This window comes from Lysobacter sp. N42 (assembly GCF_004344885.1).
The window spans coordinates 1-19,529 of record NZ_SKFB01000001.1 but is presented as its reverse complement, the minus strand read 5'-3'; the positions used below and the strand labels follow the sequence as shown (position 1 = coordinate 19,529).

14 protein-coding genes, 2 tRNA genes and 2 rRNA genes are annotated in these 19,529 nt (G+C 46.7%); 1 reads left to right on the top strand and 17 read right to left on the bottom strand.

Annotation, left to right across the window (positions count from 1 at the left end; genetic code table 11):
- Positions 1–197: 197 nt before the first annotated feature.
- The 15 genes from EYQ95_RS00090 to ybgC form a co-directional block, all read right to left on the bottom strand.
- The gene (locus EYQ95_RS00090) at positions 198–719 is read right to left on the bottom strand and encodes a DUF1566 domain-containing protein (protein ID WP_111914802.1); all 522 of its coding nucleotides are present in this window, start codon (positions 717–719) and stop codon (positions 198–200) included.
- A gap of 11 nt (positions 720–730) precedes the next feature.
- A complete protein-coding gene (locus EYQ95_RS00085; RefSeq protein ID WP_111914803.1) occupies positions 731–5,068 on the bottom strand; it encodes a DUF1566 domain-containing protein in 4,338 nt (1,445 codons plus the stop codon).
- Between the two features lie 105 nt (positions 5,069–5,173).
- Positions 5,174–5,359 (bottom strand): DUF2798 domain-containing protein, encoded by a 186-nt coding sequence (locus EYQ95_RS27120; RefSeq protein ID WP_369333882.1) that lies wholly within the window; start codon positions 5,357–5,359, stop codon positions 5,174–5,176.
- Between the two features lie 47 nt (positions 5,360–5,406).
- Positions 5,407–6,699 carry a DASS family sodium-coupled anion symporter gene (locus EYQ95_RS00075; protein ID WP_111914867.1) on the bottom strand — a complete coding sequence of 431 codons (1,293 nt, stop codon included), beginning with the start codon at positions 6,697–6,699 and terminating at the stop codon, positions 5,407–5,409.
- 86 nt (positions 6,700–6,785) lie between these two features.
- Positions 6,786–7,619 carry an NAD-dependent epimerase/dehydratase family protein gene (locus EYQ95_RS00070; RefSeq protein WP_111914805.1) on the bottom strand — a complete coding sequence of 278 codons (834 nt, stop codon included), beginning with the start codon at positions 7,617–7,619 and terminating at the stop codon, positions 6,786–6,788.
- Positions 7,619–8,650, bottom strand: a complete 1,032-nt coding sequence (gene nadA, locus EYQ95_RS00065; RefSeq protein WP_111914806.1) for a quinolinate synthase NadA — start codon at positions 8,648–8,650, stop codon at positions 7,619–7,621. The genes EYQ95_RS00070 and nadA overlap by 1 nt, the downstream gene beginning before the upstream one ends.
- A 153-nt stretch (positions 8,651–8,803) precedes the next feature.
- Positions 8,804–8,879: transfer RNA gene (locus EYQ95_RS00060), tRNA-Lys, on the bottom strand.
- Between the two features lie 20 nt (positions 8,880–8,899).
- A tRNA-Lys gene (locus EYQ95_RS00055) sits at positions 8,900–8,975 on the bottom strand.
- Between the two features lie 186 nt (positions 8,976–9,161).
- Positions 9,162–9,902: a tol-pal system protein YbgF gene (gene ybgF / locus EYQ95_RS00050; RefSeq protein ID WP_111914807.1), complete on the bottom strand. Its 741-nt coding sequence runs from the start codon at positions 9,900–9,902 to the stop codon at positions 9,162–9,164.
- 25 nt (positions 9,903–9,927) lie between these two features.
- On the bottom strand, positions 9,928–10,497 hold the full coding sequence (pal, locus tag EYQ95_RS00045) for a peptidoglycan-associated lipoprotein Pal (RefSeq protein WP_111914808.1): 570 nt from the start codon (positions 10,495–10,497) through the stop codon (positions 9,928–9,930).
- Positions 10,498–10,554: 57 nt separating this feature from the next.
- On the bottom strand, positions 10,555–11,907 hold the full coding sequence (gene tolB, locus EYQ95_RS00040) for a Tol-Pal system beta propeller repeat protein TolB (protein ID WP_111914809.1): 1,353 nt from the start codon (positions 11,905–11,907) through the stop codon (positions 10,555–10,557).
- Between the two features lie 16 nt (positions 11,908–11,923).
- Complete coding sequence (gene tolA, locus EYQ95_RS00035; protein ID WP_111914810.1) at positions 11,924–12,787, bottom strand: cell envelope integrity protein TolA; 864 nt, start codon at positions 12,785–12,787, stop codon at positions 11,924–11,926.
- Between the two features lies 1 nt (position 12,788).
- Positions 12,789–13,223, bottom strand: coding sequence for a protein TolR (tolR, locus tag EYQ95_RS00030; protein ID WP_243618887.1), 435 nt, complete (start codon positions 13,221–13,223; stop codon positions 12,789–12,791).
- Positions 13,216–13,920 (bottom strand): protein TolQ, encoded by a 705-nt coding sequence (tolQ, locus tag EYQ95_RS00025; protein ID WP_207916220.1) that lies wholly within the window; start codon positions 13,918–13,920, stop codon positions 13,216–13,218. The genes tolR and tolQ overlap by 8 nt, the downstream gene beginning before the upstream one ends.
- Before the next feature lies 1 nt (position 13,921).
- The gene (gene ybgC, locus EYQ95_RS00020; RefSeq protein WP_111914812.1) at positions 13,922–14,320 is read right to left on the bottom strand and encodes a tol-pal system-associated acyl-CoA thioesterase; all 399 of its coding nucleotides are present in this window, start codon (positions 14,318–14,320) and stop codon (positions 13,922–13,924) included.
- Positions 14,321–14,890: 570 nt separating this feature from the next.
- Between ybgC and EYQ95_RS00015 the strand changes: the two genes are divergently transcribed.
- On the top strand, positions 14,891–15,772 hold the full coding sequence (locus EYQ95_RS00015) for a DNA ligase (RefSeq protein WP_111914813.1): 882 nt from the start codon (positions 14,891–14,893) through the stop codon (positions 15,770–15,772).
- Between the two features lie 626 nt (positions 15,773–16,398).
- On the opposite strand, the gene rrf is transcribed toward EYQ95_RS00015, so the two are convergent.
- Positions 16,399–16,514: ribosomal RNA gene (gene rrf / locus EYQ95_RS00010) — 5S ribosomal RNA — on the bottom strand.
- 121 nt (positions 16,515–16,635) lie between these two features.
- A 23S ribosomal RNA gene (locus EYQ95_RS00005) occupies positions 16,636–19,515 on the bottom strand.
- Positions 19,516–19,529 lie beyond the last annotated feature (14 nt).

Sequence of the window (19,529 nt, the reverse complement as noted above, 5' to 3'; positions counted from 1 at the left end):
ATTCCTGATTGTGGTAATTATCGTTTTTAACAAAGTGTTAATTTAGTGTAAAAAGTATACAACTTCAATCAAATCCATCATCGTAATACAAGATCATAAAGCGCTTACAGTTAAGAAGGGAGAAATGATTAAAAGAAGATTAAACTGGAAGGCAAATCTGTCTTCCAGTTATCGATAAATGAGCTTTCCAATGGCTGTTAATTTTCCCGCACCAGCAAAAACGGGAGGGTCTCCGTCATAAAGGTGGGTACCGGCGTGCCATCGAGCATCATCACAGCATTCCCTTCACCATCGAAAGTAGACGGAGTGCTTGTCCATAACGTTAACGCGTCACCCACTGTGGTAAATACCGTCGAATTCATTGCAGGTTCAGAGCACTTTAACTCTACAATACTCATCAATTCATTCACATTCGGTAAGCGCCAGTCAAAATAACTGCCAAAATCCGCTTGTGCTGCCTGCACATGAGCTTCCTCCCAAGTGCTTTCAAAAGCGGTGCCTTCACAAACACCTCCAAACATAGCCATTTGCCCCGCAAGGCACGCACTCCACATCAACCCTGTGGGTATATGCGTAACTGTTCCGTCGCCATGCACCTCAAATTCACTGTCGGGTGACATCGCCTCTAAATTCGGATTGCACACTTGTTGAGCGAACGCCACCGTTGTACCCAGCATTAGAGTAAGGGCCAAACCGAGTTTTCCAAATGTTGTTGTCATAGTTTTGCTCCTTATTGCCCTGACCGCACGGGCATAACTAACCCCGGGAATTCTTTCGGACACGGCATTACACTCGGCGACACTCCTGGGCTTACACAGTAGCCAGCAGAAGGCAAAGAGTTAACCGTGTTCGACGTTTTGTACTGCTCCTGCAGCGCGAGGTGAGGGAAGTAGTCAGTATCTACACGATGCTCGCTACCGAACAAATCATACATCTCAGGCATGGTTGGCAAGCGCCAGTCTGTAAAGCCACAGTGAGCATTCGCGTTAAGCTCTGCCACGTAAGCTTGGGCATTACATATGCCGTCCACACAGGCTAACGGGCCACTTCCCGAAGTCTCTTCTTGAATACCTTCATCACCACCATTCTCAGTCGCCGTTGGGTTGTACCAAGTGTAATAGTTTTCATTGTGGCGATAGTTCGTTACATCGTTTACACGGCTATCCCAAACCAAGCCTGTCACGTTGTCTTGCACACAACTCCATTGCGTTCCCACAACTTCGTTACCGTTCACATCCCATGCTTGATCTTGGATGGTCAATGCAACACCACCAGCATTCAGTTTGGTTAAATCTAAACTACCGACACCGTCGCCTTCTTTCGTGAGGTTATTGTCGGTTAAGTCGGCATCACGGCCATGTTCGGCGTCTTGTCCTGGCACAGACGGATTAGGACAGCCAACATTTGCACTTACGGCACTGGCACAATTTACCGCCCCAGTATCGTTTAAAACTAAAGCTACCGCGCCAGCTGCAACAGGTATCGCGCTCACTTGGTTACTACCATCACTTTCAAAGCCATCTTGAACCGTAGTAACTTTGAAGAAATATTCTGTATTGTTCTCCAGTCCTTCGATGGTCGAAATTACTGTGCCTATTGTTGTAGGGAAAGGAATTACATTACCACCATCTAGGCTTGCATAATTTTCAACATTCTCAATGCTTTCCTTAGCGTAATAAGCCTTGTATGAATCGGCATTTTCAACTGACTCCCAATACAAAGTCACATCGCCATCGCCAGGGTCCGCCTCGTCAATCGTCGGTGCTTCAATAATCAACCGAAGTGTTGCAGAAAGCGTGCAGTCGTCAGTTATACCCGAAATCGAGTAGATATTTCCCGAAGACTCGTAATTACAACCCGTCACAGAGTTTACCGTGTAGCCTGTTGGAACGGTTAATTCAAAGTCTATAGCTCTTTGCCCATGCGTAAAGGAAGCTGACTCGGGGTTCCAAGAACCACCGTTGTCTGCGGCTGTAGAGATTTGATATGTATTGGGTTCAAAATTGATCGTTATATCACAATCTCCGACTATAGGTTCTGACACCAAACCGATAGTTTCGGTGAATTCGTTCTGCGTAACCTCCCCGCAGTCTGTTGTTGTTACAGACGCTAGATTGTGACCTTCATTAGGAGTTGCAAATAAACCCACCGTTTGCCCGTGTTGAACTTGAATAGTTTCACCAACAGGATCACCAAATACTGAGGTTATTGAGCCCTCTCCATTTACAGTCAAACCAACATCATACTGTTTGTATTTAAACTCAAACTCATAATTACAATTGTCTGTGGTCACGGGGCCTATAATTAGCGGATTTGCGTCCAAATCGGTTGGTTCTTCTCCACATCCTTCGGGAATAGTCACAGCATTTAAAACTAAGCCTTCATTTGGTGATACGTTAAAGGACACGCTTTCACCATGAAGAGTAGGCGAAGTGCCGACAATACTTACGCTTCCGTTCCGGCTGTCTACAACAGATACCGAAACTTGATATTCTTTCTGCGTAAACACTACGTTTATTGGACAATCTTCAACAACAGGGGTCGTTCTATATGTTTCAACCTCACCATTTACGATATAGAGTTCGGCTCCGCACCCAGTTATGGGCCCTAAAAGAAATCCATCATCAGGGATAAATGCAACCTGAAGCCTAGAGCCATAGGCTACGTCAACCGTGTACGGTGCAACCTTTTGTTCTGTTATATTATTATGTATTTCTCCATTTCCAGTTTGACTCACACTAACTTTGAAGGTTTTTATTGCGAAATCAGCGCTTACAATACAATTAGCAGTAACTTCTTCGATTGTATAAACACTTTCTACCAGTGTTCCGTTACAAGTCAATTCAGGGGAGGCTGAAAGAGAACTCGGAACTAACTCATACCCTTCGCCTATTTCATTAATATCAAAGACGCCTGGCTGCCCATGTAGAACCAATTCATCACGAGGTTGAATAGTTCCAAAACTATCGTCGTTTGAAGCTCCTGTAAGCTGATAGACTGCAGTTTCAAATTCTACAGTAATATTGCAGTCGCTGGTTATAGGTTGGGTACTGAGGGTCAGAGAACTTTCTGTAGGATCATTCGAGTTGCGAGCGTAGTTAACACCGCACTCTGTTCCTTGCACACTAGAAATTCCAAATCCAGAGTTTGCGTTTACAGAAACCTGGGTAGTAGCTCCGTGCTGTAAGGCTATTGACGAATAACCTGTATCACCCAAAGTTACTGTTCCACCTTCATTGGCTGAGGTATTAACCACAACCCTCTGCTTCTTAAAAGTCGCGCTAAACTCACAATCTCCTCTAAACGCATATACATAATGAACTTCTGAGCGTTCAATACTCTCTTTAAGGTCAGTAGTACAGGTACCAGGTAAGAATCTATCTATCTCATAGCCGTCATCGGGAGTTACGGTGAATTCAAATCGAGTTCCCGGTATCCCTGTTTGGGACATAGGCGAAATACTACCATGCTCCAGCTCCCGCTCCAGCCCTACCCGAGCGGTAAAATTTATTGGTTCAAAAGAAGCCTTAACTTCACAATTTGAGTTTACAGGTCCAGTTGTGAAAGTATCAGTGTCAGTACCTCTGACTAATGTGCCACCACATTGGCTATCCACAGGCTCAACGGTCCGATAACCCGAGTGCGGCATTAACTCAAACGATGCAGTCTCTCCTGGGTTAACCGAAACACTTGTAGGCCAAGCAACACCTCCGTTAGATCCTGCTGACGCGGAAACTTCGTATGGTTCGAAGACGGGAGTAACGGTACAATCTTCCCTCACGTTTTCGATGATATATTTACTTTCTTCCGGCTTCCACACACCACCATCACAACCAGTCACATTTTTGAGTGCACGACCACTTTCGTTATGCACTACGAACTCTGCTTTTAAGTTCCGATGAATGTCGTGCTGTTCAGGGGTAAACGTAACACCAGAGTTGGAAGGGGCATTCAGCTCATGTTTCCTAAAGTCATTCCCAATAATTATGCAAGACGGCCCTTCAAATTCAATTCCAACAGTTACTATAGTAGTATCTATAGCTCCAAAATATGGACTATACTCCGCTGCTGATACGTTACAGCCTACCCCTTCGAATGCTGTATCTAAATTTTCATCAGAAAAAGCCTCACCCACGTTGTCGCGCCAAAAGCTTGGGATTGTAAGGTTATCCACGCCAAAATCATTGACTTCCAGAAACACATAATGGTCAGGGGTAAATGAGTCAAATGGGTTTTCTGGTACCGTTGTGCCATTATTATAATTTGAGTAGAGACCTTCTCTACCTATTACGCCGAATTCGTCTGTAAGAAACAGGCTAATCTCGGGTTCAACTTGAAAAAAAGCAAAAGGATCATCAATAACCCCATTAACCTCGCCATCAAGGTCACCAATACCACCATCGGTAATGGTCAAGTCAATGCTTCTGCCGTCCGGATTGTAGGTAAACATATCAAAAGGAATTTCAAACCACGTAGGCTCTGCCCCAGGCTCGGCAGGACCAAACTTCATGGGACGATGCCCTAATCCAATAGGTTCATCATAAGTAATGGTAATCGTTGCGGTGTCACCGGGGTTTTCTACTTGCACTTGGTATTCAAGCAAAGATGAACTTGGGGTCACGCCTTCAGGCAAAGGCGCAGGAAGATTAGCGGCGCCTCCCGTTGTTGGTGTAAAACGAACTGAACCAGGAACAAAGCCGTAGTTTGCATCTGGGGCTACGGCTATGGTTGCGTCTATTTCTGGGAAAACTTCACGGTCAGGTAGGTCAACTACGGTACTTAAAAACGTTGCGGTAATTTCACAGTCTTGACTCATGGGAGGCGTGAAATATAGGTTGCCGTTAAGCGTGCCGTCACAACCGGTTACTTCGTTGATAATGGCGTTCTCGTCTGGCTCGATATAGAAACGAACCACTTCACCGGTTTCTGCCTGTGTGACAGGTGGGGAAATTAAGCCGCCCTCGCCTGCATTGGTGGTAATGGTATAAATTTCAACGCTTTCTTCGTTGAAACAGCCCGTAAGCGTAACGGCTAGCAACGAAGCCGCAATAGAGGGGAGCAGACGCATGATTTGACCTAATTGTGATGATTGTCGTTATTTTGTTAATTTAACGTAAATTTAGTGCAAAAAGCACACGATTTCAAACAGTTTATTGATTGTTGGTATCTATTTCTAAGACGTTGACGTAATTTTCTCAGCAAACTTACGAATAGGCTGGGCTCCCAAAAAAACCAACCCGAAAGCAATGGGCCAAGCGATGTAAAAAGCCACCCACCATCGCCCAAAAAAGCCGGCTCCTATGCCAGTGTTTACCCAAGTAATAAGCCCGGTCATGAGAAATGACATATACAACGACATAAACAATGGAAACACGAACTTTTTCATCTTAATCCTTAAAATTCATATTAAACAAACACCATAACCACAAGTGTGGTTACTGCAGCCATGAGCACATTGAGCATTACTCCCTCTGAACTCATTTCCTTAATTGTTATTTTGTTGGAGCTAAATACAATTGAGTTTGGAGGTGTAGCCACGGGTAAACAGAATGCACAGCTACAAGCGATTACCGCCGGAATCATGAGTATTTCAATAGGTAGCCCAGTTGCTACGCCTGTTGCCGCTAAAATAGGCATCAGCAGCGTTGCGGTGGCTGTATTTGAAGTGACTTCGGTAAGAAATGAAACTGTGAGCGTGAGTAGAAAAACCAATAACCACAAAGGCAATACTGTTAAACCCGACAGAGCGCTACCTATACTCTCGCTTAAACCACTGTCCATAACACCAGAGGCAAGCGCAATTCCGCCAGCAAATAGCAACAGAATCCCCCAAGGAATGCTTTGCGCCTGCTGCCAGTTAAGTAAACGCTCACCTTTTCCGTCAGACACTAGAAACATGGCGACAACACCGGCTAAAGCTATTGTAGCGTCACCTACCCCGTTAAAATTAAACCATCCAGTCCATCCGCCAAAAGGTTCAGTTCGGAACACCCACAACAAAACAACCGTTCCAAACACCATGAGTACGCGCTTCTCAGCAACACTCATTTGACCTTGCTCTGGCAATTCTAAAGGATCGCTTAACTTGACGTTACGCGTGAGCCACCATCCAATCACTGGCAAGCCAAGAAGCAGCATGGGTACACCGATTTTCATCCACTGTACAAAACCAAAGCTTTGCTCAGTAAAGCGTTCATAAACCGATGCAAAAATAAGGTTAGGTGGCGAGCCAATAAGCGTTGCAACGCCACCTAGCGACGCGGAATAAGCCAAGCCAAGTAATAGAGCGCGCTGGAAAGAACGCTCCGATGACGCGTCTGCCATCGCCAGTGCAACGGGGAGAAGTGCAAGAACTGCCGCGGTATTGGAAATCCACATCGAAAGAATAGCGGCAGCTAACATAAAAGAAAGGACGATACGTTTGCCATCGTTGGCGCCAATCACATGCACAATTTTAAGGGCCATTCTGCGGTGCACACCGCTGACCTCGACCGCTTTAGCAAGCATAAAGGCGCCCATGAAAAGAATTATAATGTGATTGCCGAGTGCACCACTAACTTCTCGGAAATCAGAAACGCCACCAAGAGGAATAAGTACGAAAGGTAAAAGTGAAGTAACAGCAAGAGGGATGGCCTCGCTGATCCACCACCAACCAACCCAAACAAGCGTGCCTAACATCCAGGAAGCCTGCTCAGGCATGCCAAGGGTTCTACTAATACCGTAAGCAAATAAACCGGCCAGAGGCCCTAATATACGATGTAAGCTATTCACGAGAAGCCCTTGTGTTAGTCAAGAAGCGCTTTGTATCCGTCTTTGTAGCTAGAATAGCGAAATTCAAACCCAGTGGCGACTAGCTTTTGGTTACTCAACCGTTTATTTGCACCTCGTACAGGCGTGTTACGTTCAGAAGTTTTGCTAATTTCAATGTTTAATAGCTCCGCCAGCCAAGTATAAACTTCCGACTGTATTGACGGCTCGTTATCGGTGGCGATAACCACGTCATGATTTAGTTTCTGCTGCGCGTTTAGCAAATGAATTATCACGCCTGCTAAGTCATCCGAATGTATGCGATTGGTCCAATTGTCGTTTAATGCAATACGACCTTCTCTAAGGTTGTCCAATAGTCGAGTACGCCCAGGTCCATAGATTCCAGAAGCACGCACTACAGTAGATTGCCCAGGATAATTTGCAAGTAGCGCCTCACACTCAAGCATAGTTCTTCCGGAAAAGCCTGATGGTGCGGTCTCTGACTCTTCATTCACCCAATGCCCGTAAGACTGCGCATAAACACTGGTGCTCGATACGAATAGGACTCTTGGCGCTATACCCACCTCGAGCAGGGCTTGCGTAAGAGTTTTAACGGGTTGAATGTAAGAGGTTTGATAGCCTTCTTCGGAGAACTCGCTAGGAGTAAGGGTAATAACGATAACGTCTGGCTTAACAGACTGTAGGGTAGATTTTAAAAACGTTGCAGATGATATATCACCGTAGAGCATAGACACATGCTCTGATGCAGTCATAGGGCTCCGCTTTACGCCAGATACCTGGACTGACTTTGGAAATAAAGTGGCAGTACGCTGCGCAATATCTCCAAAGCCTAACCAGAGCACACTCTTCATTATTTGCTCACAGAAAAGTCCAACATACGATTCAATGGAATCATCGCTTTTTCTGCAACTGCAGGGTCCACATGAATTTCATGTTCTTTCCCACCGCTCACTAAAGCTTGTTCAATTGCGGCTAAGCCATTCATTGCCATCCAAGGGCAATGGGCACAGCTTCTGCACGTAGCACCGTGTCCACCAGTAGGCGCTTCAATAAACGACTTGTTGGGTGACAATTGCTGCATTTTGTAGAAAATGCCTTTGTCAGTAGCCACAATGAAGCGTTCGTTTGGGAGCTCTTGGCTTGCTTTAATCAACTGCGAGGTTGAACCCACAGCGTCTGCCATTTCCACCACGCTATCCGGAGATTCCGGGTGCACAAGAACGGCTGCATCTGGATATTGTTCTTTTAACTGAAGAAGTGCTTTTGACTTAAATTCGTCATGTACAATACACGCACCTTGCCATAACAGCATGTCGGCACCTGTTTGCTTGGCGATGTAGCCACCTAAATGCTTGTCTGGTGCCCACAAGATTTTCTCACCTTTGGCGTCCAGATGTTCAACAATGTCTAGCGCAATGCTTGAAGTAACGACCCAGTCTGCACGAGCCTTCACCGCTGCAGAGGTATTTGCATACACAACAACCGTATGGTCCGGATGTTGGTCACAAAACTCGGCGAAATCTTCTGGCGGACAGCCCAGATCAAGCGAGCATGTAGCTTCTAAAGTTGGCATGAGCACTTTTTTCTGCGGCGTAAGAATTTTCGCAGTTTCGCCCATGAATTTCACACCCGCGACAATCAATGTGTCTGCGTCGTGCTTAGCACCAAACCTAGCCATTTCTAGAGAATCGGCCACACAACCACCGGTTTCCTCGGCAAGCGCTTGAATTTCAGGATCTGTGTAGTAATGCGCAACCAAAACTGCGTTATGCTCTTTCAGCAGTTGTTTTATACGCTCACGATACGCCTGCTTTTCTGCTTCACTCAATGGAGCAGGTTTTGGCGGAAAATCATAAGTTTCAATGCGTAATGCTTGTCCCATTCTTTATCACTTCTCAATGGCTAATCGACAATTCTTTAATCCAAACTCAAATTATACAATGAAAGCGAAATTGGATCACTTCGAGCTTCACGTATTAACTTTGGTGGTATTTATTGCTACTGGATGATTTGGGCTTACTAGGAGAGGTTTAGATGGTGGGTCGTGCTGGATTCGAACCAGCGACCAATTGATTAAAAGTCAACTGCTCTACCAACTGAGCTAACGACCCATCTCTAAAGTGGTCGGAATTGGTGGGTCGTGCTGGATTCGAACCAGCGACCAATTGATTAAAAGTCAACTGCTCTACCAACTGAGCTAACGACCCATTCCGTTCCGTTGCCAAGATTTCGCTAACCTCGACAACGGCGGCATAGTTTACTGAAAAAGACGCGCCTTGCAACTATAAAGCGCGTATTTAAGACATTTTTTTTCTCTGTTTACATGCTATCGACGATCTTCTGAACAATACGTCCAAAAACCGACCTAGTTTTAACAACTAGTTAACGTGTACTTACAAAGAATCGAGTTGCTGTTGTGCTAAACCTGCTTCTGTTGAATCGGGGTATTCAGACTGAACACGATTAAAATATTCTTGTGCAGCTGCAGTGTCACCCGTCGCCAATTTGATCAAACCTAATTTATAAATACAGTCTGCTCGTTTTGACGAATCTGGGTACATATCAACCACGGTAGAAAAGTTCGACTCGGCTTCAGCATAGTTTTCTTCAACCAAATAGAGCTGCCCTAACCAATAATGTGCATTGCTGCGGTAGGGTGAGTCAGGATTGGTTGCTATAAAACTCTCGAATTCTGGAATTGCTAGATCATAACGGCGTTCTTCCAGTACCAAGCGAATCGCTCGGTCATAGGCAGTTTCATTTTCCGAAACCTCACCTGAGCCTGTACTCATGTCCACAGACGTGCCCAGTGATGAACCAGAGCCTCTCACTTCTGAAATGCGACGGTCAATTTCTTGATAAAGATCGCGTTGACGTTCCAGAATCTGGTCTAGCTGATTCGCGTGCTGCTCGGTAATGCCACGAAGCTCACTGATTTCACGTTGTAACTGATTCAGTTGCTGCAGCATTCTAGCCTGACCCGACTGGCGAGCTTCAAAAGCACGTTCTAAACGAGCCACACGCTCTTCAACGGTTTCTTGTTGAGCTTGCGCTAAGCTCACAACAGGCGCGGGGCCTGCTGCAAATGCTACACCGGTAACTGCAAAAGCAATCAGTGATGTCGTCCATTTCATATTCTAATCTCCAGCCACTACAGCCTTAGTAAACCAACACAGCTCTACGATTTTGAGACCAAGCTCTTTCATTACTTTGGCGAACTACCGGCTTTTCTTCGCCATACGACACCATCGTCATTTGTTGGCGAGAAACACCCAAGCTTTCCATATACTCAACTACAGACTTAGCTCTTCGCTCACCCAAAGCAATGTTATATTCCGGAGTACCACGCTCGTCGGTGTGTCCTTCGATAACAACCGTTACTGCAGGGTTTCTCATTAAGTAGTCAGCATGTGCCGCTAGCAGTTCAGCGAATTCATCGCGAATTGCAGCATTGTCGAAGTCGAAATACAAAACATGGTCGCGGCGCAGGTCTGCATAACGCTGCTGACGTTCTTCGCGCTGGCGAATTTGTTCTTCTTCAGGTGTTAAGATTCGATCTGCCGCACCGGTTTGTACGCCGCTACCCGCAGACTCTTCTGATGCACCAGTTTGTGAGCGCTCTGTTGTTTCACTAGACTCGGACGCTTCGTCAGACGTTGAACTACAACCGGCAAAAACTAAAACGCTAGCTCCGACCAAAAGAACTTGGAGTACTTTGTTGAGTTGCATAACTTCGTTCCTTAATTATTCGCGTAAATTGAAGAAAACATAGCACGTTTTTCAAAATCAGAGAAATGGAGACCAAGCAGGCGCTTTAATGCTACCCCGCTCTGCTGGCAACCTTGCCTGAAAACGTCCGTCCATTGAAACCAAAGCCAGAACCTGACGATTCTGGTAAGTCGTGCTGTAAATAATCATACTACCATTTGGCGCAACACTCGGGGATTCGTCCAAAGTAGTTTGCGTCAACTGTTGAAAATTACCCGTTGGGTAATCTTGTCTTGCTATGTGGTAAACGCCGCCGTCACGGTTCACCATAACAACGCCCTCGCCATCAGGCGTTACCACACCACCAAGGTTCGACTCGCCATTGAAACTTACACGGCGAACTCTGCCATTATCAAGATCAATGCGATAAATTTGCGGTAATCCGCCGCGCTCTGAGGTAAATAAAAGAGAGTTACCGTCTGGCGTCCAGCTTGGTTCTGTATCTATCCGCCAATGATCGGTAATCTTCCTTACCTCTCGGCTTTCAATATCCATCACATAAATGTCTGGCGCGCCGTCTTTTGATAACACCATAGCTAGCTTAGTACCGTCCGGCGACCATGCAGGTGAGCTGTTAATTCCTGGGAAGGACGTTAACAACTCACGTTCTGTCGTATAAATGTTTTGTACAAAAATTTCTGAACGACCATTTTCGAAACTTACATAAGCTAAACGTGAGCCGTCAGGCGACCAGGACGGCGACATCAGGGGCTGAGGTGAGCGAAGCAGTGGTCTTTCATTTTCACCGTCGTAGTCGCTTACCATGAGCTGATAAGGCAGGTTTTCATCTGGGTTCACTCGAACATACGCAATGCGCGTTAAAAACGCCCCACGCTCTCCTGTAAGCGCCTCGTAAACAACGTCTGAGATACGGTGTGCGTACTGACGAAACTGCGTGTCCAGAACTACAGAAGTTCGAGCTTCAAGGATGTGGTCTTGCTCAACCGCAATCCCTTCTTCATCGAAATACTCCGACATTCCGCCGGTAATTTGACCGCGTAGTGGGTCGATTAACTGGTAGGTCACCTCATAACGCCCTGGAGCAAACTCCGCCACGGAACCAACAAGCACACCTTCAACGCCCAAACGCGCCCAGGTACTGTAGTTCTCAATTTCTCGGTCGTTAGATGGTAAAGATGGTAGTTCATCTATCGAAACAGGGCTAAATTGGCCGGAACGAATTAAGTCAGAACCAATAACTTCAGTGAAGTTATACGGAGCTTCACCTTGCCCTTGCCATTTAAAAGGCACCACAGCTATCGGGCGAGCACTGTCTGTACCTTCCGTAATGACAATTTCGAGAGTGGCAAACGAAGCTTTACTCGCCAGTAGAAAGGTTAAAACAACTAAAAAAACTCCAAAACGCTTCATGAAAACTCCACTCATTTTATAGGTTTGGTTCTACTCGTAATAAAATATTGCTCATTTCACGGTACACATCAGGGTCTTCGGACACAGGCAGTGTTCCTGCTCTCAGTACCGCAGCTCGTGCAGAGTCACACACAGCTTTGTCGCCTTCTCCAACTTGTACGTTGGTTACAAAGCCGTCCCGTGCGATGCTAATTCTCAGTTCACACGACTTCCCACGCATCGAAGAGTCTGTCAGCCAGTTGCGCTGAATGGTTTGACGAATTAACGCTTGGAAACGTTCAACTTCGCTCAACACACGTTGACGACGAACTCGGTCGCGTTCTGCACGCTCTTGCTCTGCTTGCTCACGTAATAATCGCTCTTGTTCTTGGCGCAAGCGTTCTGCTTCAGCTTCACGACGCTCTTGCTCTTCTCTTTCTCTACGCTCGGCTTCTAACCGTTCAGCTTCTTCTTGCTGTTGGCGCAATCTTTCTGCAGCTTCTTGCCTCGCTTGCTCTAGGCGCTCCGCTTCTTCACGCGCCGCTTGTTCCTGTTCACGCCGCTGTTGCTCTGCACGCCTAGCTTCGGCTTGTTCACGTTCTCTGCGCTGTTGAGCCTCCCTGGCTCGGCGCTCTAATTCCGCCACGCGAGCGGCTTCTTGTTGTCGCGCTTGCTCACGCTGTTGCTGAATTCGCTCTACCTGAGCTTGAACCTGCTGCTGGTCTACCGTAATTGCATTGATAATTTCGGTTTGTTCTTGTGTCGAGGTCTCACCTTCGGTCATTTCAACTGTAGGGAGCTCTGCAGGAGAAAAGTCAGCACTCACTAGCAAGACTGCAACTAACGCTACGTGCAACAACACGCTCTTTATTAATGCACCGCCCAAACTTACTTGGCTCATACTACGACTCCGGTGATTCCGTCATTAGTCCTACAGAAGGTACACCAGCTCGTTGCAACAACACCATAAGCTGTACCACTTTTGCATATTCAACAGCACCATCGCCACGAACGACTACAGGTGTGTCAGCATCAACCTGAATATGCGCTGCGACAAGCGTTGCCAGATCTACCGCAGACATTTCTTCCGCTGTACCGCCTTCCACACTTAGGTAATAAACGCCGTCTTTGTCTACGGTTGCAACGATAGGTAACGGCTCATCTTCACCAAGAGCTGCTGCCTCGGCTTGCGGAAGGTCCACTTCCACACCCTGAGAAATCAAACCCGCAGTGATCATGAAGATAATTAGAAGCACCAACATAACGTCGATATACGGAACAACGTTCATTTCCGCTATCGGCTTACGCTTTCGCCTTCTAACGATGAAATCACTCATTCGCAAGCCCTTCATTTATCGGTTGTTGGCTTGGTGATGCGACAGTTTGACGCTGTAAAATTGAGGTGAACTCTTCGGCAAAATTAACGTAACTATTGTCGAGTAGTTCAACTTTATAAGTTAAACGGTTATACGCCATAACAGCTGGAATAGCGGCAAAAAGACCAATTGCAGTTGCAACCAGCGCCTCTGCTATACCTGGAGCAACCATTTGTAGCGTAGCTTGCTGTACTCCCCCTAACGCGATAAAAGCGTTCATGATGCCCCAAACAGTACCAAATAGGCCGATGTACGGGCTGACCGAACCTACAGTGGCGAGTACCGACAAGTTCTTTTCCAATCTATCCATTTCTCTTGAATGTGCAACGCGCATAGCACGTTGCGAGCCGATAATAATGGCAGATGCGTCGTTACTATGGGTACCGCGTAGGCGAGCAAATTCACGGAAGCCGGAATGGAAAAGATGCTCAATGCCTTGGAGTTTATTCCCTTGAGCTGAAATTTCTTTATAAAGTTTAGCGAGGTCCACTCCGGACCAGAATTTGTCTTCGAATTTAACCGCTTGTTTTTGGGCTTTCGACAAAACAGAACGTCTTTGGAATATTAGAGCCCAAGAAAAAAGAGACATGAGTAGAAGTAAGATCATGACAGCTTTTACAACTAAACTCGCCTGCAAAAACAAATCTAAAAAGGACATTTCAAATTCCACTGGAGATTCCCTCAATAATTTCGCGCGGTATCGCGGTAGGTTTCATAGCCTCAAGAGTTACGCAGGCAGCTTTCACATAACCGCTGCAAATTACCTTGTTATGTTGATTCGTAATGGTTTGACGAAACTCAATTGACGCTTTTTTTACTTTAATCGGCTCACAAGACACGTTTAAAACATCGTCTAATCTTGCAGGGCCTCGCAAGTCCAACTCAACGTTTCGAACTACGAACCCAATACCCGTTGCGAGCCAAAATTCTTGCTCTACATTAAACGAACGTAGCCATTCAGTGCGAGCCCTTTCCATAAATTTTAGATAGTTTGCATAATAAACGATACCACCTGCATCAGTGTCCTCGTAATAAACACGCACTGGCCATTCAAACATCTATATTTCCAATCATTTAAACGAGTCCTCAACTATAACCGAAGCCATTCCTGATTTTAAATGGTTAACACTATCTTTAACGCAGTATCGTACAAATGATTAATTTCTAGGCGTTAAATACATACCTTCGGTACATTTTTTCACCGAACATTTTTTTATAGTTCAAATATCGACCAAAATAGCCATGTTCTTCTTTTTCAATTAGTTAGCTCAAAGATGTATAATTTTTGTACCGTTAATTTGATTTACAAAAGCTTAACGCATTATTTTTTCTAATCCGAACAACCAGTATTTCTCGTTTGAACAAGTTTCCACCAGCCGTATAATGCATCTCGTGTTCAGGGGGCATATGCCCTACACCAAAATTCCGAAAGGTTGTCGCTTTTCACTTTGGTGGATGAGATTTACTCATCATAGTTCCTGGATTTACTTCCTCCTTGTTGTTGTTACTTTGCCCGTTCCAATCGAACGGGCTTTTTTTTGCCTGTAATTCCTATTGTACGCAATTGCGTACTCAGCTTTCATTTTGCGTAGGCACCTTTAATACTGAAATAAACAAGGAGGTCTTTCATGTTATTCGCAACTTTAATAATGTCCGCAACACTTTCACCATCAGAGCTACCCGTACCCGTTTTAAGACCTCCAAGTAACGATAAAGTTTCTCAATGGCATGAAACCATAGACCAACTATTATTGATGCATGGAGTGGACATGGATGAAGTTCCTCCATCGATACAAGATTACATGATCAGTGAAAAATTAGACGGTGTCCGTGCGTTTTGGACTGGAACAAACCTGATTTCCCGCCAAGGTATCGAAATCAAAGTACCCGAACGAATCAAATCAGCATTACCACCTCTGCCTGTGCACGGCGAACTATGGGCTGGCAGAGGAAGGTTTTCCTTTGTTTCTGGGCTAATTAATAGAGATGATCCGAGCAGGCAAGAATGGCGAGAGGTGAAGTTTGGTGTTTTCGACGTATCCATTAGTAACGAAGGTTTCCATGAACGTTACAATCGTCTCAAAGATTTTATAGATCCAAATACCGAAGACAGCACTGTATTTCTTATTCCACAAACAACAGTTAACAACGTTTTGGAATTAAGCGCGCTGTTCGAAGCCATAACTAACAAAGGTGGCGAAGGACTCATGTTGCAACACCGAGATAATCTTTATAACCCAGGCCGGACCAACCAGTTATTAAAATACAAGCCAACCGATAATATGCGCGTAAGCGTGATCGGCTACAAACAAGGTAATGGAAAATACTACGACGCAGTAGGATCATTAAAAGTAAGAAATGAACAAGGTCAGGAGTTTTACGTAGGTAGCGGCTTAACGGACCGATTACGTGAAGATCCTCCTAGTATTGGTACAACTGTATGTATCGAACACACAGGATTAACTACACATGACTTACCAAGATTCCCCAGATTTAAGCGGGTTTGTTAACGAGCACTGTTTTTAATAAGCCAAACCGTTAACCATCACTGTGCAGATCGCACAGCGGTCCGTACGTTAGCCGGGCAAATATACGAAAAAACCCCAGCCTTGTTCGATATCGGGGGATATATAAACAAAAAGCCCCTCGCTCAGCGCGAAGGGCTTTAAGCCTGTACAGGGTAAAAGCCGTTAAAGCGAGCACTGCTCGCTAGGCTTTTACGCGAGGCATGGACGCCGAGCCGGGGGATGCTACATGGGTAAAAACCGCCCGAAGCGAGCACAGCTCGTTTAGGTTTTTACGCGAGGCATGAACGCCGAGCCGGGGGATGCTACATGGGTAAAAACCGCCCGAAGCGAGCACAGCTCGTTTAGGTTTTTACGCGAGGCATGGATGCCGAGTCGGGCGATGCTACATGGATGTATACATAGGTGGAACCCAAACAAAAAGCCCCTCGCTCAACGCGAAGGGCTTTAAGCCTGGACAGGCCTTCGCAGAGCTCAGCCCGTTCAGCAGGATGAAGCCAAATTGTTGGCTTCATCAAGAACCTGCTTCACCCTACTCTCGAGTAGGCCATAGCCGGGCGCATATACGAAAAAACCCCAGCCTTTCGGGCTGGGGTTTTTCTCGTATAAAAGCCTGGCGGTGACCTACTCTCACATGGGGAATCCCCACACTACCATCGGCGCTGACATGTTTCACTTCTGAGTTCGGAATGGATTCAGGTGGTTCCACGTCGCTATGGCCGCCAGACATATTCTGTATAATTCGGACTGCGCTGATAAATACTTTAAACTCTATCTGAGCCGGTATAACACACTCTATCTAGTGTCGTTTTCTGTGTCGTTCACATCCAACACCGCTTCGGTGTTGTATGGTTAAGCCGCACGGGCAATTAGTACAGGTTAGCTCAACGCCTTACAGCGCTTCCACACCCTGCCTATCAACGTCTTAGTCTTAAACAACCCTTCAGGGACTTAAAGTCCTGTGAGAACTCATCTCGAGGCTCGCTTCCCGCTTAGATGCTTTCAGCGGTTATCGATTCCGAACGTAGCTACCGGGCAGTGCCATTGGCATGACAACCCGAACACCAGCGGTTCGTTCACTCCGGTCCTCTCGTACTAGGAGCAACCCCTCTCAATTCTCAAACGCCCACGGCAGATAGGGACCGAACTGTCTCACGACGTTCTAAACCCAGCTCGCGTACCACTTTAAATGGCGAACAGCCATACCCTTGGGACCGACTTCAGCCCCAGGATGTGATGAGCCGACATCGAGGTGCCAAACACCGCCGTCGATATGAACTCTTGGGCGGTATCAGCCTGTTATCCCCGGAGTACCTTTTATCCGTTGAGCGATGGCCCTTCCATTCAGAACCACCGGATCACTAAGACCTGCTTTCGCACCTGCTCGACGTGTCTGTCTCGCAGTTAAGCTGGCTTATGCCTTTGCACTAACCGTACGATGTCCGACCGTACTTAGCCAACCTTCGTGCTCCTCCGTTACTCTTTGGGAGGAGACCGCCCCAGTCAAACTACCCACCAGACACTGTCCTCATCCCCGATAAGGGGACTAAGTTAGAACATCAAACATACAAGGGTGGTATTTCAAGGGCGGCTCCACATCATCTAGCGACAATGCTTCAAAGCCTCCCACCTATCCTACACATGTAGGTTCAATGTTCAGTGCCAAGCTGTAGTAAAGGTTCACGGGGTCTTTCCGTCTAGCCGCGGGTACACTGCATCTTCACAGCGATTTCAATTTCACTGAGTCTCGGGTGGAGACAGCGTGGCCATGGTTACACCATTCGTGCAGGTCGGAACTTACCCGACAAGGAATTTCGCTACCTTAGGACCGTTATAGTTACGGCCGCCGTTTACCGGGGCTTCGATCAAGAGCTTCGCTTACGCTAACCCCATCAATTAACCTTCCGGCACCGGGCAGGTGTCACACCCTATACGTCCTCTTTCGAGTTTGCAGAGTGCTGTGTTTTTAATAAACAGTCCCAGCCACCTGGTCACTGCGACCGCTATCAGCTTAGAGCGTAAAGCTCATCACCAACAGCGGCGTACCTTCTCCCGAAGTTACGGTACTATTTTGCCTAGTTCCTTCACCCGAGTTCTCTCAAGCGCCTTAGTATTCTCTACCTGACCACCTGTGTCGGTTTCGGGTACGGTCGTGCATATCTGAAGCTTAGAGGATTTTCCTGGAAGCAGGGCATCAATAACTTCGACTCCGTAGAGTCTCGTCTCGTGTCTCAGTCTTAAGAGTCCGGATTTGCCTAAACTCTCAACCTACTCACTTTCACGCGGACAACCAACGCCGCGCTTACCTAGCCTTCTCCGTCTCCCCATCGCAATATACATCGGTACGGGAATATTAACCCGTTTCCCATCGACTACGCTTTTCAGCCTCGCCTTAGGGGCCGACTTACCCTACCCTGATTAGCATGGGATAGGAACCCTTGGTCTTCCGGCGTGGGGGTTTTTCACCCCCATTATCGTTACTCATGTCAGCATTCGCACTTGTGATACCTCCAGCATGCCTCTCGACACACCTTCAACAGCTTACACAACGCTCCCCTACCCAGTAGTAAAACTACTGCCGCAGCTTCGGTGTATGGTTTAGCCCCGTTACATCTTCCGCGCAGGCCGACTCGACTAGTGAGCTATTACGCTTTCTTTAAAGGATGGCTGCTTCTAAGCCAACCTCCTAGCTGTCTATGCCTTCCCACATCGTTTCCCACTGAACCATAACTTGGGGACCTTAGCTGGCGGTCTGGGTTGTTTCCCTCTCCACGACGAACGTTAGCACCCGCCGTGTGTCTCCTGGATAGTACTCATTGGTATTCGGAGTTTGCATGGGGTTGGTAAGTCGGGATGACCCCCTAGCCCAAACAGTGCTCTACCCCCAATGGTATTCGTCCAAGGCTCTACCTAAATAGATTTCGGGGAGAACCAGCTATCTCCGGGCTTGATTAGCCTTTCACTCCGAGCCACAGGTCATCTCCTAATTTTTCAACATTAGTGAGTTCGGTCCTCCAGTTGATGTTACTCAACCTTCAACCTGCCCATGGCTAGATCGCCCGGTTTCGGGTCTACACCTTGCGACTGGACGCCCAGTTAAGACTCGGTTTCCCTACGGCTACCCTATTCGGTTAACCTCGCCACAAAATGTAAGTCGCTGACCCATTATACAAAAGGTACGCAGTCACACCACGAAGGTGCTCCTACTGCTTGTACGTACACGGTTTCAGGTTCTATTTCACTCCCCTCACAGGGGTTCTTTTCGCCTTTCCCTCACGGTACTGGTTCACTATCGGTCAGTTGGGAGTATTTAGCCTTGGAGGATGGTCCCCCCATATTCAGTCAAGATAACACGTGTCCCGACCTACTCGATTTCATTTGATAACACACTTCGTGTACGGGGCTGTCACCCTCTATCGCCACACTTTCCAGAGTGTTCCACTGCATCTTATCAAACTTAAGGGCTAATCCGCGTTCGCTCGCCGCTACTTACGGAATCTCGGTTGATTTCTTTTCCTAAGGGTACTTAGATGTTTCAGTTCCCCTCGTTCGCCTCTTTAACCTATGTATTCAGTTAAAGATAGTGGATAAATCCACTGGGTTTCCCCATTCGGAAATCCTAGTCTCAAGTGCTTCTTACTAGCTCAACTAGGCTTATCGCAAGTTAGTACGTCCTTCATCGCCTCCAACTGCCAAGGCATCCACCGTGTACGCTTAGTCACTTAACCATACAACCCGAAAA